Genomic DNA, 21,131 nt, shown 5'->3' with positions numbered 1-21,131 from the left:
ATCCCCGTGGCTAAATGAAGCCTCGAGCACCGACCCAGGTTCAAGGAGAACGGGAGGCCTGCAAACGGACGGGGGCAACCGTCGACGGTTTTCGACATCAAGGATGAGATGGCTATGAGTCTGACCAGCAGTATTCGAAATATGGAAAGTCCGCATTTTTATTTCGAGTTGGGGGAATTGATTTCCAGCACAGGCACTGAACACTTCGCAGCGAACATGCTGCAACTGGTCAACAAGCTGGTACCGGTTCACCTGGTGGACCTCAGTGAATGGACCCTCGACGAGCACCAGGCCTGCGTGCTCGATATCAAGTTACTCGGCAGCGATGGGTTGAAGCAGGACTTGCCGCCACCGCGCACCCTGCATCACCGCGACGACCATCCGTTGCTGAAAAAAATGCTCGGCATGAACGACCCACTGTTGATCCAGATGAATGCCAAGGCCAACAGCACCCATGCCCGGGGCACGTCCCATCAGTGCAACCTGGTCTCGCGCCAGGCGAATCGGCGGTGCGTGATTTCGTTTTATCGGCCCCACACCCAACGCGCCTTCTCCCTGGCGGAGTTGTCGTTTCTCAAGAGCCTTTCGGAAACCTTGCTGCCGTTGATCGAGCGCCATGCGCAGATCAATCGACAGGCAGCGGTGGTGGCGCCCGAGCCCTCTAAAACCCTGTTGGAGCAGTCGCAATTGCAGCGCGAATTCTATAAACGCCTGTCACTCAGTGACATCACCTTATCGGCGCGGGAACAGGAAGTGTGCCTGGGATTGTTGACCGGCGGAACCGTGCCGCAGATGGCCGAGAAACTCAGCGTAAAAAACAGCTCCATCGAAACCTACCTCAAGCGCGCGGCGGCCAAACTGGGCGTGAGTGGCCGCCATGGCCTGGCCAAATGGATGGTTGGCGCGTGATGAAAAAACTGATGCTCGGCGTGGCGTGTGTGCTTGGCGGGTGTTCGCTGATCCCGGACTATCAGCGCCCCGAGGCGCCAACGCCTGCACAATACCCGGTGTACAACGCGGACAAGGTAGGCCCCTCGGCCGCCGGGCCTGACTGGCAACAGTTGTTCCGCGACCCGGTGATGCGGCAGTTGATTGGCCAGGCACTGGTGAATAACCGTGACCTGCGGGTGGCGGCGCTGAATGTCGAAGCGTTCCAGGCGCAATACCGCATCCAGCGCGCGGACCTGTTCCCGGCGGTGTCTGCCACGGGTGCCGAAAACCGGCAGAAAGTCCCACGGCGTGCCACGGGCACCGGCAAATCGGCGATCACCTCCACCTACTCCGCAACGCTGGGCGTGAGTGCCTATGAGCTGGATTTTTTCGGCCGCGTGCGCAGCCTCAGCGAACAGGCAATGCTGCAATACCTGGCCACCGAAGAAGCCCGGCGCAGTGCACAACTGAGCCTGGTGGCCAACGTGGCCAACGCCTACCTGACCTGGCGCGCCGATCAGGAATTGCTGGCCCTGGCCCAGCAGACGCTGGCTTCGGACGAACACAGCCTGCGCCTGACCTCCCGCAGCAAAACGGCGGGCAAGGCGTCGTCGATTGATGTGATCCAGGCCCAGACCAGCGTCGAGAGTACGCGAGCAAGCATTGCACGCTACCAGCGCCAGGTGGCCCAGGACCTCAACAGCCTGGCGTTGCTGGTGGGTGGCCCGGTGCCGGATTCTCTGCCGGCACAGCCGCTGTCCGCCGACCTGGTGGCGCGCGTGCCGGCCGGGTTGCCCTCGGACCTGCTGCAACGGCGGCCGGATATTGTCCAGGCCGAGTATCAGCTTCAGGCGGCCAACGCCAATATTGGCGCGGCGCGGGCGGCGTTTTTTCCTTCGGTTACGCTGACGGCCAATGCGGGGACCTCCAGCAAGGATCTGTCGGGATTGTTCCAGGGGGGGTCGGGGAGTTGGGCGTTTCAGCCGCAGATCAATCTGCCGATCTTTAATGCGGGGAGTCTGAGGGCGAGTCTGGATTACGCGAAGATTCAGAAGAACATCTTTGTCGCGCAGTATGAGAAGTCGATTCAGACGGCGTTTCAGGAGGTCTCGAATGGGCTGGCGGCGCGCCAGACGTATAACGAGCAACTGGCGGCGCAGCGGGATTTTGTGCGGGCCAACCAGAAGTATTACGACTTGGCGCAGCACCGGTATCGCAGTGGGGTGGACAGTAATCTGGTGTTCCTGGATGCGCAGCGGTCGTTGTTCAGTTCACAGCAGGCGTTGATTGTGGATCGGTTGGCGCAGTTGGTGGCGGAGGTGAATTTGTATACGGCGTTGGGTGGGGGGTGGGATTTGGGTTCCGCGGGGGTTGGGGTTGGGGTCGGGGGCATATCCGTTTCTTCGGTAACGGCCGCCTATGGTTCCGCTCTTACAGCGGGTCACTTTTGGCAAACGCCCCAAAAGTAACCAAAAGGTCTTTGCCCCACCACTCGGTGCCTCGCCTAGGCTCGGCATGCCCGCACTCCGGCACGCCTCCGCGGGTCGCCGCGATGGGCCATCCCTGGCCCAGCGCGGCTAAATCGGCATCCTTGCCGATTTACCCGCTCCACCGTGCCTACTTGCGGCCATCGTGGTTGACGGGGCCCGCAGATCAAAATCAAAAGCAGATCAAAAGCCAGAGCACAGCGGCCTACCGGCCGGCTTGAGTGTTAAAAGCAAAGGCAAGATCCAGAGCGAAAGCCAAATCTGAAGCTGATGCAGCTCTGCTTTTCTGTGGGAGCTGGCTTGCCTGCGATGCAGACACCTCGGTGCATCAGACACACCGAGGTGATGCCATCGCAGGCAAGCCAGCTCCCACATTTGAACCGTGCCCGCTTTAGCTTTTGATTTTGCTTCTAAACACTCAAGCCGGCCGGGAGGCCGCTGTGCCTTTGATCTGCTTTTGATCTTGATCTTAGGCGCCCCGTTAAACCACGCTGGCCGAACGCAGGCTTTGGAGCGTGGGTAACCCGGCAGGACGCCGGGTTAGCCGCGCTGGGCCAAGGATGGCCCATCGCGGCGGCCCACGGTCCAAAGCCGGAGTGAGGGCACACCGAGCCTGGGCGAGGTGCCGAGTGGTGGGGCAAGAGCGTTTTGCTTACTTTTGCGCTTTTCAAAAGTGAGCCGCTGTAAGAGCGGAACCAATACAAGCCATCACCCAAATAACGGATATGCCCCCAACATCAGCAACCCCCTTAAGGCCTCACCCACGCCACGCGCCACACCTTGTTCCCCACATCATCCGCCACCAGCAACGCCCCCTGCCCGTCCAGCGTCACACCCACCGGCCTACCCTGAGCCTCCCCATCGCCGTTCAAAAAACCAGTCAGAAAGTCAACAGGCTGACCCGAAGGCTTACCATCCCGGAACGGAACAAACACCACCTTGTACCCCGCCTGCGGATTACGATTCCAGGACCCATGCTCCCCCACAAACACCCCATCGGCGAATCCCGCCGGCATCCCCCGCGCATCAGAAAAGGTCAACCCCAACGGCGCCACGTGAGTCCCCAGCGCGTAGTCTGGCGCAATAGCTTGGGCAACCTTGTCCGGACGCAACGGCTGCACCCGCGTATCAACATGAGCCCCGTAATAACTCCACGGCCAACCGTAAAAAGCACCCTCCCGCACCGAAGTCAGGTAATCCGGCACCAGGTCACTGCCAATCTCATCGCGCTCATTAACCACCGTCCACAGTTGCGAGGACCCAGGCTTCCACGCCAGCCCATTGGGATTGCGCAACCCACTGGCGAACAGACGCTTCTGCCCACTGGCAAGATCCAACTCCCAGATCGCCGCACGCCCGTCCTCGGCTGCAAGCCCGTTCTCACCCACATTGCTGTTGGACCCGACCGTCACGTAAAGCTTGGTGCCCTCAGGATTGGCCAGAACGTTCTTGGTCCAGTGATGATTGATCCCGGCCGGCAGATCGGTGACCTTCACCGGCGTGGCATCGATGTGAGTCTGGCCCGGAACATAAGGCACCTTGACCACCGCATCGGCATTGCCGATATACAACGCATCCCCCACCAACGCCATGCCAAACGGCGACGTCAGCCCAGTCAGAAACACGCTCTTCACCTCGGCATGCCCATCACCATCAGCGTCCCGCAGCAGGGTAATACGGTCCGCGCTCGGCGTATCGGCACCCACCCGCCCCATCACAAACCCCATCGCCGTACGACGCGCCCAGGCAAGCAAGCCGGTGCCGCCATCCGTGGCGCCTTCAGGCATGGGCGGATGGTTACTCTCGGCGACCAATACGTCGCCATTGGGCAAGGTGTACACCCAACGTGGATGGTCAAGGTTCTCGGCCAACGCCGTCACCGCAAACCCTTCCGGAGCCGTCGGTTGGGCGTCGCCTGGCCAACCGACAGCCTTGGACACCTTGAGTGTCGGGATCAGCGAGGCCGTAGGTTCGGGCAGTTGCGGGCTCGGCCCAACACCGGCCTGAAACGGCAATTTGGAGGATTCACCACAGGCGCTCAGGGCAGCAGTGGCGGTGATCAGCAGCGCAAGGCGGCTTGGTGCATTCATTGGAAAACCTCGGGACAGCCCATCATTGGGCAGGCAAAATCCCGACGGAGTATTGCGTCATTCCCCGGCACCAAACACCGCCTCCCGCGCAATTGAGTTTTAACTCAGTCGCACGAGTGTGTTCGACAGCGTCCCTCAGACCCTCCATGGCCCCAATGACAGGCTGTAGGGAGAAAACGCTTCGAACTGCCAACGCAACGCCAGCGCCGCCTCCCGCCGAACCACATGCTCCACCGTCACCCGCCATAACCGCTCGGCGCCCTGGAACCCCGCCACCTCGGGCCCTTCAAGAATCACCTCGGCCCGCCCGACAACCTGCAACACATCACCCGTAGCAAAATCCACAAACAACAATCCCGCCACCGGGTTGAGCTGCAAATTGCCCAAGGTGTTGAAAAACGAGTTGCCGGTAAAGTCGGGAATCGTCAGTACATCACCGTCCACCCGCACAAACCCACGGTCGCCACCCCGGTGCGAAACGTCCACCGAACGCTTGGCCACATCCCCCTCCAGGTCCACATAACTGGCGACGAAGAACGTATCCGCGCTACGAATCAGCGTCCGGGCAGACTCATCGAGCGAGTTGGCGCGCTGCACCGCGCCTTCAGCAGAACGCTGCCCCCGAGCATCCGGGTCCACTGCACGCAACTGGATGTACTTCGGACAATTGCCAAAGGTGTGCACCACATCCACCGCAAAACCATCAGCGCCAGCCGTACCCACAACCCCATTCATACGGTTGCGCCGCCGCGTATTCAGATCAATGCCCAACAGCCCCACCGCCGCGCCTTTTTTCAAACCCGCCCCGGCGGGATCATCCACCGCAGGCAGGCTGTCGATACGCAAGCTGTAGGGGTCAGGCGAATACACAAAGCCCGGCGCCCCCTCCAGCAGCGTGGCCCACGGAAGCCCCTGATCATCCACGGCGCCCACCACCAGATAGGGCAACAACTCATAAAACGCCCGATGCTGCTCCGGCAAATGATCCCGTATGACCTTCGCGCCGATCACCTCCATGCGCTCAGCCACGCCGGCACTTTGCTGCAATTGCCGCTCGCCGGCATGCCATGGCGAGACGGGGGACGCGTCTTGGTGGTTCATGATCAAGCCCTCAGTGGATGAAACGCCGGATGTTCACGCAAAGCCGCCACCGTGAAATCAACAAAACTGCGCACCCGCATCGAAGCGTTGCGCCCCTCGCGGTAGACCACATGCACCGGCAGCGGCGGCGGTTCATGGGCCTGCAATACCCGGCGCAGTTCGCCGTTTGCCAAGTGCTCGTGGACCGGGTAACTCAGGCACCGGATCAACCCTGCGCCCTGCACTGCCGCATTGATCGCGCCCTGCACGGTGGTGCAACCGAGGCGCGCCCGGGCCTTGATGCTGGAGGCCAGGAAATCCCATTGCACCCCGTCCGAATAGGCCTGGCTGGCGACCAGTCGATGTCGCTTGAGCGCCTCGGGTTGCAGTGGCTCGCCATGGGTTTCCAGGTAGCCAGGGCTGGCGCACACGATGTTGCGCACATGGCCCACAGGCCGCGCAATCAGGGATGACCCGGGCAGTTCTCCCACCAGGACCGCCACGTCCAGGCCGTCTTCATTCAGGTTCGGATAATGATCGTGGTAATGGGCAAACATCCGGACGCCGGGATAGCGCTCCAGGTAGTCGGCCAACAGCGGCGCCATCACATACCGGCTGAACAGAAACGGAAAAAACACCCGCAGATTCCCCTCGGCCTGCGCATGCGCGCCCTGGGCAGATGCTTCGGCGGCGCTCACGCCATCAAAGATGCGTGAACAGTCCGCCAAAAACCTCGCCCCGGCTTCGGTGAGGCGAATGCCCCGGGTGTTGCGCTCCAGTAACTGCACGCGCAAGCGAGTCTCCAGCCGGTCAATCGCGCGGATCACAGTGGGCCCCGAGATGCCCAGGCAGCGGGCAGCCGCAGCCAGGCTCGGCTGCCGGGACAGCGTCTGGAAAATCTGCATGTCGCGATAGCGGTCCATCAGGCCGGCCGCTGCATCGACGGGTTGAGCGCAGCATCTTGCCCCAGCCGGCTGACCAAAAAATCCACGAACGTGTTGACCTTCGCCGGTACCCGGGCGCTGTTCTGGAACACCACATGGATCGGCAACGCAGGCGGCTCGAAGTCTTGCAGGATGATTTCCAGCGCGCCTGCACGCACATCGCTGGCCACCTGATAAGACAACACCCGCGTGACGCCCCAGCCCAGGCGCGCCAGGTTGATGGCGGCGTTGTTGGCCGTGACCACCAGACGTGGCTCAACGGGCACGTTCAATGGCTGGCCGCCTTCCATGAACTGCCATTCGCTGACCAACTGGCTGGAGGACGAGGTGACAATCTTCGCCTCCCGCAGTTGCCCGGGGTGCAGTGGCCGGCCGTGCCGCTCAAGGTAAGCCGGCGCGGCGCATACCACGCGGCGCACTTCACCGACCTTGATCGCCTGCTGGCCGTTTTCCTGCAAATGCCCGATGCGCACGGCCACGTCGACGCCTTCGTCGGTCATATTGACCACACGGTCCACCAGCAAGGCGTTGATGCTGACCTGGGCAAATTGGTCCAGGTACTCCCCCAGGATCGGCGCGACGAACAATTCGCCGAACAACACAGGCGCGGTGACCGTCAAGTGCCCCCATGGGATCGAGAAGCTACCGGCTGCTGCTTCTTCGGCCTCAACCAGCTCCGCGAGAATGCGCCGGCAATCATCCAGATAACGCTGGCCAGCCTCGCTCAGGTGCAGGCTGCGGGTGGTGCGCGAGAGCAACTGCGTGCCGATACGCGCCTCCATCGCAGCAATCGCACGGGTCACGCTGGGGGGCGAGATTTTCAGGCGCCGGGCCGCCGCGGCAAAGCCCTGTTCTTCGGCGACGGCGAGGAAAATCTGCATTTCCTGGAAACGGTCCATGAGCCCCCTTAATCGAATGTAGTCCACCAAACCAGTGGCTTGGGAGCGGTTGTGGCGAGGGAGCAAGCTCCCTCGCCACAAAATCTTCAAGCCTTCGCCAGGCCCACGGCGGTGCGTTGCATACCGACAAAACCCGGCAGCGCCTCGATACTGCCCAGCCAGGCGCGAACCTGCGGATAGTCGCTCAACGAGACGTTACCTTCCGGGGCATGGGCGATGTAGGTGTAGTGCGCGATATCGGCAATCGTCGGCAGGTCACCGGAGAGAAAACGGCTCTGCCCCAACTGTTGCTCCACCACGCTGAGGAACCCATGGGAACGGCTGATGGTCGCCTCGGCATCCAGTGCGGCACCGAACACGGTGATCAATCGAGCCGCAGCCGGACCGGTGTGCAGCGGCCCCGCCGCTGCCGAGAGCCAACGCTGTACACGGGCCTGGGCCAAAGGCTCGGTCGGCAGCCACTGGGTGTTGCCATATTGGCCGGCGAGGTACACCAGGATTGCATTGGAGTCCGCCAGCACCACACCGTTGTCATCGATCACCGGCACCTGGCCGAAGCTGTTGAGGGTGGTCAGGAACTCGGAGGTTTTGTGGGCGCCTTGCTTCAGGTCCACCAGTACCAGCTCGGCGGGTACGCCCAGCAGCGACAGCATCAACTCGACCCGGTGGGAATGGCCAGACAAGGGGTAACGGTACAGTTTGATCATGACAGGCTCCGCGATGTGCCAGGGACTCGACCCGGTGATCGTGTCGATGGCACTTATCTTCCACCGCTACGGCACGCAGCAGAATAGCCAGTTTTTACAATCCAGCATTTCACAAGATGAAATAATCACTCGCCAAACAACTCGTCGATCAGGTTGAACACGGTGGCTTTCACTGCGCTGTCGAGTTCGGTCCAGGCCAGGCCGGTCCTGGCCCGGAACGCCCCCAACTCCAAGTGCCTGGATACACAATTGGCCGGCAACGCCCGAGCCGCCTGCTGCGGCAACACCCCCACACCCAACCCGGCCGAGACCAGCGCCAGCATGGTGGTGAACTCTCCGAGTTCAGAGGCGATCTCCAGGGGCGCGCCCACGGCCTGGACGAACTCGTCGTAGAACCCTGGGGCATACCGTCGGGCCAGGATGAACACCGGGACCTTAAGCAAGTCGGCCGGCTGAATGGCTGTCTGAGCCGCCAACGGATGATCAATGGGCAAGGCAACCACAAAGCTTTCCTGCAACACCGCGCGGGTCTGCACGCCGGGATAGGCCGCCGGCAAACGCATCAGGCCGAAATCCAACTGACCGTTTTTCAGCGCCGTCGCCTGATCCGGGCCGGGCATGTCCTTAAGTTCCAGTTCAATTCGCGGGTAGCGCTGATGCATCGCGCGAATCAATCCCGGCAGCAATTCAGGCAAGACTGACGAGACAAATCCCAGGCGCACCCGGCCGATTTCCCCACGGTTTGAAGCACGGGCGGCATCGGCGGCGCGAGTGGCCTGGTGCAGGGTGGCCTGGGCCTCGGGGAGAAACACGCGCCCGGCTTCGGTCAGCGTCACCGAGTGCCGGTTGCGGTCGAGCAGGCGCACGCCCAGGCCGCTTTCGAGCAGTTTGATCTGCATGCTCAGCGCCGGTTGCACGATCGACAGCTGCGCCGCCGCCCGGCCGAAATGCAGTTCCTGGGCTAGCACGACAAAGGCGCGCAGGTGTTTGAGTTCCATCATGAGGCTCCGGTTATCACCGTTTTTGATCACTGGATCACAAATGAAAATTGGACGCTGAACCCGGGCTGCGGTGAAGTTAGGTCCGTCATGCACGATATGACAGGGTTTGGCCTATAACAATAAGGACGGCACCTCGCACTCGGATTGTTAGTGTTGATCACCTGTTTCAGCCTCGGGAAATCTCTCCATGCAAAGCGTTTTAGACAACTTCCGCCTGGATGGCCGCCTGGCCTTGATTACCGGTTCCAGCGCCGGTATCGGTCTGGCTATCGCCCGTGGCCTGGCCCAGGCCGGCGCGCGGGTGGTGCTCAACGGGCGTAATCGCAGCACCTTGCGTGACAGTGCCGCGTTGCTGGCGGCGGAAGGCCTGGAAGTCCATACCCAGGGGTTCGACGTCACCGATGGCGCAGCGGTGTTGGCCGCCGTGGCAGATATCGAAGAGCGCCTGGGCCCGCTGGACATCCTCGTGAACAACGCCGGCATGCAGCGGCGCGGCCCACTTGAGGATTACAGCGAAACCCACTGGCGCGAGTTGATGAGCACCAACCTCGACAGCGCCTTCCTTGTCGGCCAAGCCGTGGCCCGGGCGATGATCCCGCGCAAGCGTGGGCGCATCATCAATATCTGCTCGGTACAGAGCGAACTGGGCCGCCCGGGTATTGCGCCGTATGCCGCCAGCAAAGGCGCGCTGAAGATGCTCACCAAAGGCATGGCCATTGATTGGGGCCCACACGGCCTGACGGTCAATGGCATCGGTCCCGGCTACTTCAAGACCGAACTGAACGCCAACCTGGTGGCCAACCCCGAGTTCAGTGACTGGCTGGTGCAACGCACGCCGAGCCGGCGCTGGGGTGACGTCGCCGAACTGGCGGGCGCTGCGGTGTTCCTTGCCAGCGATGCGGCGAGTTTCGTCAACGGTCATATCCTGTACGTGGACGGTGGCATCACCGCCTCGTTGTAACCCGGAGAATTTCATGCACGCGATTGTCTGCCATGCCTCGAAGGACCTGCGGGTAGAACCGCAAACCGAACCTCACACCCTCGGCCCCGACCAGCTGAGGGTGCGCATTGCCCGGGGCGGAATTTGCGGCTCGGACCTGCATTACTACCAGCACGGCGGCTTCGGCACCGTACGCCTGCGCGAGCCGATGGTGCTGGGCCATGAAGTGTCGGCGGTGATCGATGCCGTGGGCAGCGAGGGTGGCCCGTTCAAAGTCGGCCAACGCTTGTCGGTCTCGCCGTCGCGGCCTTGCGGGGGTTGCCGTTATTGCCATCAAGGGCTGCCGAACCATTGCCTGAACATGCGCTTCTACGGCAGTGCGATGCCCTTCCCCCACGTGCAAGGCGCGTTTCAACAGTCCCTGGTGATCGAAACGCACCAGGCGCACCTGCTGGCCGATCATGTCAGCCTCGCCGAAGGTGCGATGGCCGAACCCTTGTCTGTGGGTTTGCATGCGATCCAGCGCGCCGGGGCGATCTTCGGCAAGCGAGTGCTGGTGACCGGCTGCGGCCCTATCGGCAACCTGTTGATCGGCAGCCTGCGGGCCGCCGGTGCGGGGGAAATTGTCGCCGTGGACCTGGCCGCCGGGCCGTTGGCCTGCGCCGAGAAAATGGGCGCCAGCCGTACCCATAATCTGGCGGAAGACGCCGACGCGTTGAGGCCCTACACCGCCGAAAAAGGCTACTTCGAGGTGATGTTCGAAGTCTCCGGCAGCGCTCAGGCCCTGCGCAACGGCCTGGAGTGCATGGCCCCGCGCAGCGTACTGGTGACCGTCGGCCTGGGTGGCGAAGTCTCGCTGCCGCTTAACCTTTTGGTAAGCCGTGAAATCGACCTGCGAGGCACCTTCCGATTCCATTCGGAGTTCGCCCAGGCGGTGGATTTGCTGAATCGCCAGGTGATTGATGTGCGCCCGGTGATCTCCCACACCGTGCCGTTCAGCGAGGCGGTGAAGGCGTTTGAACTGGCGGCGGACAAGAGCCGGGCGATGAAGGTGATGCTGGATTTCGGTGTGGGTGATTGAACCGGGTGTATATCCGTTATTTGGGTAACGGCCGCCTATGGTTCCGCTCTTACAGCGGCTCACTTTTGAACAGCGCAAAAGTAAGCAAAACGCTCTTGCCCCACCACTCGGCACCTCGCTTAGGCTCGGTGTGCCCTTGTAAGATTATTTTCACCTGCTTCAGACCGTGGTGCCCTCAGATTTCAAGATCGTGAGTGAGCATGGGTCGAAGCAGGTTCTTTTCTAAACTAGTCCGAACGGTTGCCTGGGCGTAAAGCCCGATTCTGCAAGGTTGGACGTGAGGAAAACGCCATGGACCATGACTCTGCGTTCGTCGGAATTGATGTTTCCAAAAACAAGCTCGACTCATTCGTCAGCACTACTGGCCAAGTCGAGCAGTTTTTCAATACTCCAGAAGATATCCAGCGTTTAGCTAAGCATCTCAAGGCTCAGATGCCCGCTTTAGTGGTGCTGGAAGCAACTGGCGGATATGAGCGGCTTGCCGCTGCCGAGCTTTGCGCTGCTGGATTACCAGTCGTTGTTGTCAATCCCCGTCAGGTCCGTGATTTCGCTAAGGCTACCGGACGGCTGGCTAAAACCGACGCTCTGGATGCCCAGGTGATTGCGGAGTTTGCTCAGGCGGTCAAACCCGAAATTCGGGAGATGCCAGATGAACACGCTCGTGAACTGGCAGATCTACTGACTAGACGCCGTCAGCTTATCGATATGATCGTGGCGGAGGAGTCTCGACTGAAACAGGCGGTATTCAAGGCGCTTCGACGGGATATCAAGGCACATATCGTCTGGCTTCAAAAGCGTCTTAAAAGTACAGACGATGACTTGCACGAAGCGATCAAAGCTTCGCCGGCCTGGAAGGCCAATTATGATTTGCTGCGCGAGGTCTCAGGTGTTGGCAATGTGCTCGCACTTTCGCTGCTGGCGATGGTTCCTGAGCTAGGCAAAGTGAATCGCAAACAAGTGGCTGCATTGGTTGGTGTGGCCCCTTTTAACTGCGATAGCGGCCTGTACAAAGGACGTAGACGGATATGGGGTGGTCGAGCTGAGGTGCGAAGTGTGCTTTACATGGCTGTCTTGTCCTCGAAGAGCCATAACCCGGTGATCGAGAGGTTCTACAACCGTCTGCTTGCTGCAGGGAAGACGAAGAAAGTGGCGCTGGTTGCATGCATGAGAAAGCTGCTGACGATCCTGAATGCGATGGTCCGAGATCAAAAACATTTCGCTGAAATGGCTTGAGATTCGACACGGTTGCTCACTCCGGCTTTGGACCGTGGGCCGCCGTCATGGGCCATCCCTGGCCCAGGACGGCGGCCCACGGTCCAAAGCCTGCGTTCGGCCAGCGTGGTTTAACGGGGCGCCTAAGATCAAGATCAAGATCAAAAGCAAGGGCACAGCAGCCTACCGGCCGGCTTGAGTGTTGAAGAGCAAAAGCAAAAGCCAAATCAAAAGCGGGCACGGTCAAATGTGGGAGCTGGCTTGCCTGCGATGGCATCACCTCGGTGTATCTGAAAAACCGAGTTGTCTGCATCGCAGGCAAGCCAGCTCCCACAGAAAAGCAGAGTTGCATCAGCTTCAGATTTGGCTTTCGCTCTGGATCTCGCCTTTGCTTTTAACACTCAAGCCGGCCGGTAGGCCGCTGTGCTCTTGCTTTTGATCTTGATCTGACTGCCCCAATAAGCCCGAGGCCGAACGCAGGTATTGCGGAGCGGGTAAACCGGCAGGACGCCGGTTTAGCCGCGCCGGGCCATGGATGGCCCGTCGCGGCGGCCCGCGGAGCAATGCCGGAGTGAGGGAACGCCGAGCCCTAGCGAGGCGCCGACAGGCGGGGCAGAGCCCTTTGCTTACTTTGGGGCTTTTCCAAAGTGAGCCGCTGTAAGAGCGGAACCATAAGCCGCCGTGACCGAAGAAACGGATATGTACACAATAGAGCCTCCCAAGAAAACCTACCCCCTCAGGGTCACACCCGCTCTTCAAGCCGGTAGCGCAAAAACCGATGCCCCGGAGAAAACAACCGCCGGTAGGTAAGCAACACCGCACCTACCGTGCCCAGCGCCGACGCCGCAGCGATCAAAAACATAATCACGATCTGATAACGCACCGCGTCCACCGGGCTTTCTCCCGCCAGCACCTGACCAGTCATCATCCCCGGCAGGCTGACTATCCCCACCACCGTCATCTGGTTCAGCGTCGGGATCATCCCCGCCCTGACCGCCTGGCGAATCGCATCCTGCGCCGCCTCCCAGCGTGAACCGCCGAGGGCCAGGACCATCTCGATGGTGTTGCGCCCCGAGGTCAGTTCCTGGGTCATGCGCTCAATCCCCAGGGACACACCAGTGAGGGTATTACCAAGAATCATCCCGAGGATCGGAATCGCATACTGCGGCTCGTACCACGGGTGAATCCGGATGATCGCGAACAGGCCGACAGCCGTCACCAACCACGAACTGCCCCACACCGACACAATGCTGTCAGCCCGCTGGCCGGCATAGGTGCGCTTGCCACGCCCGGCAGCCGAGAGCCCGGCGATCAGGGTCATCAGGCACATCAGCGGCAACACCACGTACCAGTAGGCGAACTCGAACACCCAGCCCAGCAGGTAACCAATCGCCAGCAACTGCACCACCGTGCGCACGGCGGCCCAGAACAGCTGGCGCTCCAGGCCCAGGCGCAACAGCAGTGACAGCGCGCCGTTGACCAGGATCAGCGAGGCGGCGATGGCCATGTCCAGTGCCGTGAGGTCGTGATAATTCATGGCTGCACGGCCCTCGTCAGCACGCCGGCGTCCATATGCAGGCGGGTGGTGCTCATGCGTTGTGCCTGCTCAAGGTCGTGGGACACCCAGATATAGGCGTGGTCGTGATCCGCTTCGACCCAGGCGTTGATCAGCGCCTCGACTTCCCGGGATGACGCCGGGTCGAGAGCGGCGGTGGGTTCGTCCAGCAGCAACACATCGGGATTGAGTTGCAGGGTACGGATCAGCGAAACCACCTGGGACTCACCGCCGGACAAGTCCCCGGCGTTTTTTGCCAGGAAGCCCGATTCTTTCCCCGCGTGGGCCAGCAGTGCCTTGACGGCCTCCGCATCGAAACTGAGGTGGTGCAAGGCCTTGAGGCTGTAGGGGAAACGCAGGTTGTCTTCCACGGTGCCCTCGATCAGCGCCGGGCGTTGGGCGAGATAGCTGATATGGCTGCGGTACTGGGGGATTTGCGCGTTGGCGATGGGTTGGCCGTGCCAGAGGATTTCCCCTGAACTGGGCGCGTCGAGCAAGGCAAGTGCCCGCAGGAATACGCTTTTGCCGGAGCCGGATGAGCCGGTGATGGAGATACGGTCGGCGCGGTGCAACTGGAAATCCGTAGGGTGCAGCAGTTGAAGCTGACGGCGCTCGTCCATACGCGTGAGCGCCCGGGTTTCTACTAATACGCTCATGGACTTGATGATCCCTGTTCCTGATTTAGACGCAATGGTAAGACAGGGCACGTCCCCCGTGGCGAGGGAGCAAGCTCCCTCGCCACAACAAGCCACCTCGCCACAAATGCTTCAGCGCTTGGGCTCAAGCGACACCAGCCGCGGCTTGAGGGATTTCTCCTGCACCTCAAGCAGCGCCAGGGTCACCGGCAATTTGAAGCGGCGCCGCCCTGCACTGCCGGGGTTGAGAAACAGCCGGTCGCCGCGCCACTCAATCAGTGGCTTGTGAGAGTGTCCGGTAATCACCAGCCGGATGCCCGGATCCAGCGCCTTCGGCACATCGGCGATGTCATGCACCAGCAGCGCCCGCCAGCCATTCAGCTCGAAATCCAGACGGTCAGCCAGGTGCTCTGCCCAGGCCGCGTCCAAGTCGTTATTGCCCCGCACCACATGCAACGGCGCGATCGAGGCAAGCAACTCAAGAATTTCCGGGCTGCCAATATCCCCGGCGTGAACAATCTGCTCGCAGCCTTCCAGGGCCGCCAGGGCCTCGGCGCGGAGCAAGCCGTGGGTATCGGAAATCACACCAACTTTCATGAAAGTCTCCTGTGCAAACACCGGCGCTCAACGCCGGGCGGCTTGCAATCAATCATTGCACTGCCTATATTTCCCGCCTGGCGCCATCTACGCCACCATCCGCGGAAAGGGCTGCGCCCAAGACCTTGACTGAATATCACATTTCTACGACTCCCAACCTTAAAGCGGACAAGGTTTGTGCAAGGAGATCGTATGTCGCAATCATTCTCGTCCGCTAACGGCCGTATCAACCTTGAGCAGCAACGCAAGCGCGCCAAGGAGCTTTTGCTGCGCCTGAAAAGCGCCGATGCCGCTGCTACGCCCACCTTGTCCGAGGCTCAATGGCTGATCGCCAAGGAACTCGGGTTCCCCAGCTGGCCCAAGCTTAAAGCTCACGTTGATGCAGTGGATTTTGCCGCCCGCCATCCGGGTTTCGAAGCGAGCGATGAAGCCCGCACCACCCACTGGCGCTGCGGCAGTGACATTGCCCACAGCCTGGGCGTGGCGGGGTTCAAGGGCCACTTTCGGATGCTGATTGATCCGCTGTGCATGGGCCCGGTCCAGGACCTTCCGGCCGAGCAATACCAAGCCGTTCGCAGCCGCTATATCAGCCAGGTTTTTGCAATGGACGAGCCCGAAGTGTCCCGCCGGCATGCAGACGAATACAAGCATCTTGAGCAACTGGGCAACGCCGGTCATAGCGTGTTGTGGTGTGAGGCGGATGCTTACGATCAGTTGTTCCTGATTCGTGCACTGGCGGGGCTTGAGCAATTGCCTGAAAAGCTCGAGCTGATCGAGGTCGACCGTATCCCCGGCGTGCAACGCTTTATCGGCATTGGCCAACTGGCGCCTGAAGTGTTGGCGTGGCTGTGGCCACAGCGTCGGCGGGTCGATGAGGACATGCTGAAGCTGGCGCGGCAGGCCTGGCTGGCGTACTGCGACAGTTCGCCGGTCAAGCTGGCGGAACTGGCCCAGGGCAACCACACAGCCCTGCCCTTCCTGGCCCCGGCGTTGCGTCGACAGTTGCAGGAGTTACCGGGTGTGCGGGACGGTTTGTCACTGACCGAGCGCCTGTCCCTGCACTACGTGGATGAGGCCGGGCCTGTGGCGTTTGGCAGGGTGTTTGCCGAGTTGATGGGCAAGCGCGAACCGCTGCCGTACCTGGGGGACATGATGTTCCATGCGCTGATGCGGCCACTGATTGACGGTGCTAATCCGTTGCTGATCGAGTCCGAGACTCAACTGCCGTGGCCTCAACGTTTGTTGGCGCTGACTGCGTTGGGTCGTCAGGTTCTAAGCGGTACGGCTTACTGGCCGGACCATGCCACCCAGGAACGCTGGATCGGCGGTGTTTGCATCCGGCCTGGCGAGGATCACTGGACGATTGACGAGGATCTCGTTCCCGCCTACAAGCTCCGGCCTCTCTAACGAAAGCCGGGGATATCCGTTGCCTCGGTAACGGATATCCACCCGGCAGGTCCGGTGAATTTCACACCCGTGAAAGCTTGTGACTTGTTGCCAACAAACCCGCTTTTACCCACTTGCAGACCCTAGTATCGAGTCCTCGTGCGCCCCTCACATGGACTGAACCAATGATCACCCGTCCCGAAAAATCCGCCTCCCCCCGCGTCGATCAACCCAACGCTCCCGAGCGGGTTTTCGACGCCGTCCTGAACAAAGCCAAAGTCCTGGCCAGCACCGGGCCGGGCGACAAAACCCTTAAGCCCGAGGACTACAAGGAAGTTACCGCCCTCCCGGCCAAGCTCGACATCGACAAGCTCAAGGTCATCTCCCAGGACAAAGACGCCGGGGTGATCTACTTCGAACAGGACGGCGCCAAATACAAGATCAGTGCCAAGGGTGCAGCCAACGCCCAGGACGGTTTCGACGTATTGAAAAACCTGCGCTTCGGCCATGCCGTGGCCCCGGTCAACCAGGGCGGGCCCGACGAAGGCACGCCGCTGTACACCTTCCTCCAGACCCTGGCCGAAACCCAGGGCACCCCGGCCGGCAAGGCCATCGTCGAAAGCCTGAAGAATCCCGACCAGCAACTGCTGCGCGAGGACGACGACGGCGTACGCCTGGCCAATATCAAATCCGTGGGCAAGGCCGAAGACGGCATCCTCAAGGTGACCCTGGAAAACGGCCAGACCCTGGTCATCTCCGAATTGCTCACGCCCCAGGCTTTCAGCACCTACACCCAGGCCGGGGTGACCAAGGAGGCGCTGAATGACGGCAAAGCCAAGGGTTATGAAGCAGTCACCAGCCTGCCGGGAGACCTCGATTTCAGTCAGTTGAAAGTGGTGTCCGAAGACAGCAGCGCCGGGGTGATCCTGTTTGAACACCAGGGCCACAAGTACATGATCAGCAAGTCCGAAGCCGACCTGCCGCAACCCGGCGCCGATCTCAGTAATCCCAACCCCAATGCGGGCGGCACCTTCTACAACTTCCTCCACGCCGTGCACGCCAGCGAAGGCTCGCAGGCCTTCGACTACATCAAGAACGCCCAGTCCCTGCCCGGCCAGGCACTGCTGCGCAAGGACGAAGCCAGCCTGAAGCTGGGGGACATCAGCAAGGTCGACACACCCATGGACGGCATCCTCGTGGTCAACCAGGCCGACGGCAAATTGCTGGTGGTGTCCAAGGACATCACCCCCGAAGCCTTCGCCACCTACACCACCAAGGGCCAGACCCTGGCCGGCATCGAAAAGGCCAAGGGCGACGGCTACACCCTCGCCGCTCCGGAGGCGTACCTGCCCTCCACCGAAGACATCATGAGCGTTGGCGGTGCCGGAGATTATGGCCCCGGCCTGATCGCGTTCACCCAGCACAAGCCGGGGGGCAGCGAAGAGAAAATCGTGGTGTCGGAAGACAGCAACCCACAGCTGTTCGAGCAGATTTCCAGCTACCGCAGCGACATTGCCGCGCAGACCACCGACGTCGACAAGCTGCGCACCGACAACGGCCTGCCGCCCCTCAAGGATGTGTCCGTCGACAACCTGACCACCACCGAGAAAGACGAAAGCGGCAACCCACTGTCGGTGAAGGACCTGTCGATGAAAACCCTGGTGGACAGCTACCGCGCCGGGGTCAAGGACGGCAGCATCGGCAAGGACGACCCACGCGCCAAGTTCCTGCGGGCGGTGGAAGCCCGAAGCATGGCCGACAATGGCATGTCGATCATTCCCGAGCACGGGTTCGGCAACCAGGGCATTGCCACCACACCCATCGACGTGACCTCGCGGGACGTGCGCGACAACATCTTCGATACCAAGGCCATCGACCAGACCCTCAACGACCTGCTCGGCGACTCGACCATCCAGCACGACATCAAGGCCAACCACGACGCGGCCCTGGGCAAGGTCGACGGCGGCCAGCCGAAAGTCGACGAGACCAGGCAGCGCCTGATCGACAGCACCTCCTCGGAGAACTTCACCCAATACATCAAGTCCCTGCAAGACAGTGGCAAGACCGAACTGGCCACCCAGGAAATCCAGACCGCCTACACCGCCCTGGCCGATATCGACCCGGCCAAGGCCGACACCTTCCTGCAAAACCTGCAGATCGACGGCTACACCGACGCCGTTGAAAAGCTGATGGACGACCCGACCAAAATCTCCGACGACAACACCGCCCTGGCCACCACCGACAACACCATGGCGATCCTGTCGATGCTCAAGGGCGGCGCCGACGGCCTGCCGCGCCAGGCGCTGGGGGTGTATTCGAAGTTCGTCGACCAGTTGCTCAAGGACAAAAACGCCGCCGCCGACTTCGGCAAGGCGATGATTTCCCTCGGCGATACCTGGCAGAAAAACGGCGTGATCAGCTTCAGCGACATCGACAAGGCGGTGAGCAAGGAAATCATGCCGGGCCTCAGCGATGAGAACCGCAGTGCCTTCGTGAAGAACCTCAACTTCCTCAAGGACAACGGCGTACTCGGCTCGGTGGGCGGCGCAATCGGGATGGGCCGGATCGTCTACCAACTCGCGGGCCAGGGCGGCAAGCTCGCCGATACGCCGATGAAGCGCCTGGGCATCGCCAACGACTTCCTTGGCTTCCTCGGCACCGGCTCACACTTCGCCACGCTGGGCTTGAAGGTCTACGACAAGCTGCGCGGCACCAACGCCTACAAACTGATGGGCTTCGACCGTTCCCTGCCCGACCTGTGGGCCAAGCCCGGCGAGGGTTACCACGCGCTGCCCAAGGACGCCGAGGCGGTGCAGAAGAAGTACTTCGACATCGTCGACCAGGCCATGGACGACGGCAAGGACGTGGGCAAGGCCCTCAACAGCGGCGGCTGGAGCGACGAAGGTGCGAAGAAGGTCCAGGAAGGGATCGAAAAAGGCATCGCCAGCCGCGGTGGCGTGGCCGGTGCAGGCTTTGGCGCGAAGTTCGCCAGCAGCGCGATCAAGGTGATCGGCATGGCCACCGACGTGGCGGGCGGTGTGATCAGTGTGGTCCAGGCGGCGTTTACCTTGCGTGATGGCGTGCGCGAGAAAGACCCGGTAAAAATCGCCTCCGGCTCACTGTCCATGGCCGGCGGCGTCAGCAGCCTGGTGGCGGCTGGCGGCGGCGTACTCACCACGCTGGGGGTGACCGGGCGAATCATTCCGTTCCTGGGTCCGGTGGGCTTTTTGATCTCCGGCGCGTTGTCGTTTGTCGGGGCGATCCTGAGCACGGTGCAGTCCCACAAGCTGCACAAGATTTCGATGCAGAACTGGAACCAGATCCAGGACTTCAAGCAGGACGGATTGCTCAAGCCCAACGGGGATGAGGCATATGTGTGGTTGCAGACGTATCTGTCCGACTGGGGCCAGCGGGATGCGCCGCAGGACCAGAGTATTTTTGATTTCCGCAAGGAAGAGTGGGATGCCCGCTCCAGTATTCGTGGTGGCGACCATCGGCGGGACCATCCGGACTTTATCGGCGACGGGAATAACCGTAACTCAGAGGACTACAAGTACTCGCTGAAACCGTCGGAATGGACCAATGAAAACCACGACATCGTCTGGCGGGTGGGAGATGGATATGGCGGTGAGTATCACGATGTAGACAAGCCCTGAGTGCCCCGCCCCCCCGTAGAAACCCTGTGTGGCCGACCGGCTCCCACAGGGTTCAGGATCGGGGGGGTGTGCTTAGCGGCGCGCCAGGTGAGCGGATGCCAGCTGTGCGTTGCGATAACCGATAATGCCGTCCTGCCTGCCGTTGTCATCGATGGAATCCAATGCGTGGCTCACATGAGGCCGCTTGACGATTTCTCGGGCAAGCAACGTCATGTTGTCCTGCGCCCAGTTGCCGCTCATCTCGCGCCCCGCCATTTTGAAGATCTGCCCAAGGTCTGCCACACCATTTCTTTGCGGGTTGCCGAACTCCTTGTAGTTATTGCCAAACGCCAGCGCCACGCTGGAGTCCGACATACTGCGATAAATATTGAGCGGCGAAGAACCGTATGGGTTTGGCCTGCCAGGTTGCGGGCGGCAGGGTTGTGAGTAGCAAGGGTCAGGCGGCGGGCAGTCCGATAACTTGTTGGCCGCGTTCTTCGGATTATTCCGGCCAATAATGCCGTCCCGATGACCGCCGTGGTCCACCGAGTCCAGCTCATTCATCACGTTATCGCGCTTGAGTACCTCCCTGGCCAGCATCGTCAGGTTGTCCCGCTGCGGGTATCCCGTCAGTGGCCGCTCGGCAACCTCGCGAATTTTTCCTTGTGTCGCATTGCTTGAACCCGACGGCCTGAAGGCATCGAAGTTCTTGTCAAACGCCAGGGCCAGGGCCGCGTCTGAATGCCGGGCATAGGCGTTGCCAGAGGGGCGATGCGCGTGCTGGGAGTGACCGTTGAGATACGAGTGCTGTGTGTGAGGTGCACTGAATGAATGGGTTAGCGTCATGATTGAATTTTCCTGGTCTGTTCGACATACCTGCCCTGCATGCCGTCGGAAAACGGAGTAGCGGCAGACTGTTGCTCTGTGGCGCAGCGGACGGCATCGGTTCCAG

The 21,131-nt window shown here is 61.2% G+C and carries 17 protein-coding genes; 7 read left to right on the top strand and 10 right to left on the bottom strand.

All coding sequences use genetic code 11. From position 1 onward, the window contains the following. Positions 1-114: 114 nt before the first annotated feature. The gene (locus tag BLU46_RS27810) at positions 115-909 is read left to right on the top strand and encodes a helix-turn-helix transcriptional regulator (protein WP_063028797.1); all 795 of its coding nucleotides are present in this window, start codon (positions 115-117) and stop codon (positions 907-909) included. Next, the gene (locus BLU46_RS27805) at positions 909-2,399 is read left to right on the top strand and encodes an efflux transporter outer membrane subunit (RefSeq protein WP_172834554.1); all 1,491 of its coding nucleotides are present in this window, start codon (positions 909-911) and stop codon (positions 2,397-2,399) included. The genes BLU46_RS27810 and BLU46_RS27805 overlap by 1 nt, the downstream gene beginning before the upstream one ends. A 767-nt stretch (positions 2,400-3,166) precedes the next feature. Here the strand turns inward: BLU46_RS27805 and BLU46_RS27795 are convergent. From BLU46_RS27795 to BLU46_RS27770, 6 genes are all read right to left on the bottom strand, one after another. Then, entirely contained in the window at positions 3,167-4,507 is a 1,341-nt protein-coding gene (locus tag BLU46_RS27795; protein ID WP_093208189.1) for a PQQ-dependent sugar dehydrogenase, read from the bottom strand. Positions 4,508-4,642: 135 nt separating this feature from the next. Beyond that, positions 4,643-5,608, bottom strand: a complete 966-nt coding sequence (locus tag BLU46_RS27790; RefSeq protein WP_093208186.1) for a pyridoxamine 5'-phosphate oxidase family protein — start codon at positions 5,606-5,608, stop codon at positions 4,643-4,645. Positions 5,609-5,610: 2 nt separating this feature from the next. Then, on the bottom strand, positions 5,611-6,510 hold the full coding sequence (locus BLU46_RS27785; RefSeq protein WP_093208183.1) for a LysR family transcriptional regulator: 900 nt from the start codon (positions 6,508-6,510) through the stop codon (positions 5,611-5,613). After that, the gene (locus BLU46_RS27780; RefSeq protein WP_093208181.1) at positions 6,510-7,430 is read right to left on the bottom strand and encodes a LysR family transcriptional regulator; all 921 of its coding nucleotides are present in this window, start codon (positions 7,428-7,430) and stop codon (positions 6,510-6,512) included. Before BLU46_RS27780 ends, BLU46_RS27785 begins: the two co-directional genes overlap by 1 nt. 86 nt (positions 7,431-7,516) lie before the next feature. After that, on the bottom strand, positions 7,517-8,137 hold the full coding sequence (locus BLU46_RS27775) for a glutathione S-transferase family protein (RefSeq protein ID WP_093208178.1): 621 nt from the start codon (positions 8,135-8,137) through the stop codon (positions 7,517-7,519). A 125-nt stretch (positions 8,138-8,262) separates the two neighbouring features. Then, on the bottom strand, positions 8,263-9,135 hold the full coding sequence (locus tag BLU46_RS27770) for a LysR family transcriptional regulator (protein ID WP_093208174.1): 873 nt from the start codon (positions 9,133-9,135) through the stop codon (positions 8,263-8,265). 190 nt (positions 9,136-9,325) lie between these two features. Between BLU46_RS27770 and BLU46_RS27765 the strand changes: the two genes are divergently transcribed. The 3 genes from BLU46_RS27765 (at position 9,326) to BLU46_RS27755 (ending at position 12,392) form a co-directional block, all read left to right on the top strand. Beyond that, complete coding sequence (locus BLU46_RS27765; protein ID WP_093208171.1) at positions 9,326-10,099, top strand: glucose 1-dehydrogenase; 774 nt, start codon at positions 9,326-9,328, stop codon at positions 10,097-10,099. 13 nt (positions 10,100-10,112) lie between these two features. Continuing rightward, the gene (locus BLU46_RS27760) at positions 10,113-11,159 is read left to right on the top strand and encodes an L-idonate 5-dehydrogenase (RefSeq protein WP_093208169.1); all 1,047 of its coding nucleotides are present in this window, start codon (positions 10,113-10,115) and stop codon (positions 11,157-11,159) included. 291 nt (positions 11,160-11,450) lie between these two features. Further along, entirely contained in the window at positions 11,451-12,392 is a 942-nt protein-coding gene (locus tag BLU46_RS27755; RefSeq protein WP_093200084.1) for an IS110 family RNA-guided transposase, read from the top strand. Between the two features lie 721 nt (positions 12,393-13,113). Here BLU46_RS27755 and BLU46_RS27745 read toward each other — a convergent pair. From BLU46_RS27745 to BLU46_RS27735, 3 genes are all read right to left on the bottom strand, one after another. After that, on the bottom strand, positions 13,114-13,908 hold the full coding sequence (locus tag BLU46_RS27745; RefSeq protein ID WP_093208165.1) for an ABC transporter permease: 795 nt from the start codon (positions 13,906-13,908) through the stop codon (positions 13,114-13,116). Beyond that, on the bottom strand, positions 13,905-14,582 hold the full coding sequence (locus BLU46_RS27740) for an ABC transporter ATP-binding protein (RefSeq protein WP_093208163.1): 678 nt from the start codon (positions 14,580-14,582) through the stop codon (positions 13,905-13,907). Before BLU46_RS27740 ends, BLU46_RS27745 begins: the two co-directional genes overlap by 4 nt. Before the next feature lie 111 nt (positions 14,583-14,693). Next, a complete protein-coding gene (locus tag BLU46_RS27735; protein ID WP_093208161.1) occupies positions 14,694-15,158 on the bottom strand; it encodes a metallophosphoesterase family protein in 465 nt (154 codons plus the stop codon). Positions 15,159-15,350: 192 nt separating this feature from the next. Between BLU46_RS27735 and BLU46_RS27730 the strand changes: the two genes are divergently transcribed. Both BLU46_RS27730 and BLU46_RS27725 read left to right on the top strand, forming a co-directional pair. Beyond that, complete coding sequence (locus tag BLU46_RS27730; protein ID WP_093208158.1) at positions 15,351-16,565, top strand: DUF1835 domain-containing protein; 1,215 nt, start codon at positions 15,351-15,353, stop codon at positions 16,563-16,565. A gap of 164 nt (positions 16,566-16,729) precedes the next feature. Then, entirely contained in the window at positions 16,730-20,200 is a 3,471-nt protein-coding gene (locus tag BLU46_RS27725) for a hypothetical protein (RefSeq protein WP_093208155.1), read from the top strand. A 72-nt stretch (positions 20,201-20,272) separates the two neighbouring features. Here the strand turns inward: BLU46_RS27725 and BLU46_RS27720 are convergent, their stop codons facing one another. Next, positions 20,273-21,025 carry a hypothetical protein gene (locus BLU46_RS27720; RefSeq protein WP_093208152.1) on the bottom strand — a complete coding sequence of 251 codons (753 nt, stop codon included), beginning with the start codon at positions 21,023-21,025 and terminating at the stop codon, positions 20,273-20,275. Positions 21,026-21,131: the final 106 nt, after the last annotated feature.

This window comes from Pseudomonas yamanorum (genome assembly GCF_900105735.1).
In the GTDB taxonomy this organism is placed as follows: Bacteria; Pseudomonadota; Gammaproteobacteria; order Pseudomonadales; family Pseudomonadaceae; genus Aquipseudomonas; species Aquipseudomonas yamanorum.
The sequence above is the reverse complement of the archived record's forward strand: the minus strand, read 5'-3'. Positions and strand labels throughout refer to the sequence as shown.

What these genes read in the sequence shown, in the direction of transcription:
- BLU46_RS27810 (WP_063028797.1), top strand. Translation starts at nt 115, where the DNA reads ATGAGTCTGACCAGCAGTATTCGAAATATGGAAAGTCCGCATTTTTAT.
- BLU46_RS27805 (WP_172834554.1), top strand. Translation starts at nt 909, where the DNA reads ATGAAAAAACTGATGCTCGGCGTGGCGTGTGTGCTTGGCGGGTGTTCG.
- BLU46_RS27795 (WP_093208189.1), bottom strand. Translation starts at nt 4,507, where the DNA reads ATGAATGCACCAAGCCGCCTTGCGCTGCTGATCACCGCCACTGCTGCC.
- BLU46_RS27790 (WP_093208186.1), bottom strand. Translation starts at nt 5,608, where the DNA reads ATGAACCACCAAGACGCGTCCCCCGTCTCGCCATGGCATGCCGGCGAG.
- BLU46_RS27785 (WP_093208183.1), bottom strand. Translation starts at nt 6,510, where the DNA reads ATGGACCGCTATCGCGACATGCAGATTTTCCAGACGCTGTCCCGGCAG.
- BLU46_RS27780 (WP_093208181.1), bottom strand. Translation starts at nt 7,430, where the DNA reads ATGGACCGTTTCCAGGAAATGCAGATTTTCCTCGCCGTCGCCGAAGAA.
- BLU46_RS27775 (WP_093208178.1), bottom strand. Translation starts at nt 8,137, where the DNA reads ATGATCAAACTGTACCGTTACCCCTTGTCTGGCCATTCCCACCGGGTC.
- BLU46_RS27770 (WP_093208174.1), bottom strand. Translation starts at nt 9,135, where the DNA reads ATGGAACTCAAACACCTGCGCGCCTTTGTCGTGCTAGCCCAGGAACTG.
- BLU46_RS27765 (WP_093208171.1), top strand. Translation starts at nt 9,326, where the DNA reads ATGCAAAGCGTTTTAGACAACTTCCGCCTGGATGGCCGCCTGGCCTTG.
- BLU46_RS27760 (WP_093208169.1), top strand. Translation starts at nt 10,113, where the DNA reads ATGCACGCGATTGTCTGCCATGCCTCGAAGGACCTGCGGGTAGAACCG.
- BLU46_RS27755 (WP_093200084.1), top strand. Translation starts at nt 11,451, where the DNA reads ATGGACCATGACTCTGCGTTCGTCGGAATTGATGTTTCCAAAAACAAG.
- BLU46_RS27745 (WP_093208165.1), bottom strand. Translation starts at nt 13,908, where the DNA reads ATGAATTATCACGACCTCACGGCACTGGACATGGCCATCGCCGCCTCG.
- BLU46_RS27740 (WP_093208163.1), bottom strand. Translation starts at nt 14,582, where the DNA reads ATGAGCGTATTAGTAGAAACCCGGGCGCTCACGCGTATGGACGAGCGC.
- BLU46_RS27735 (WP_093208161.1), bottom strand. Translation starts at nt 15,158, where the DNA reads ATGAAAGTTGGTGTGATTTCCGATACCCACGGCTTGCTCCGCGCCGAG.
- BLU46_RS27730 (WP_093208158.1), top strand. Translation starts at nt 15,351, where the DNA reads ATGTCGCAATCATTCTCGTCCGCTAACGGCCGTATCAACCTTGAGCAG.
- BLU46_RS27725 (WP_093208155.1), top strand. Translation starts at nt 16,730, where the DNA reads ATGATCACCCGTCCCGAAAAATCCGCCTCCCCCCGCGTCGATCAACCC.
- BLU46_RS27720 (WP_093208152.1), bottom strand. Translation starts at nt 21,025, where the DNA reads ATGACGCTAACCCATTCATTCAGTGCACCTCACACACAGCACTCGTAT.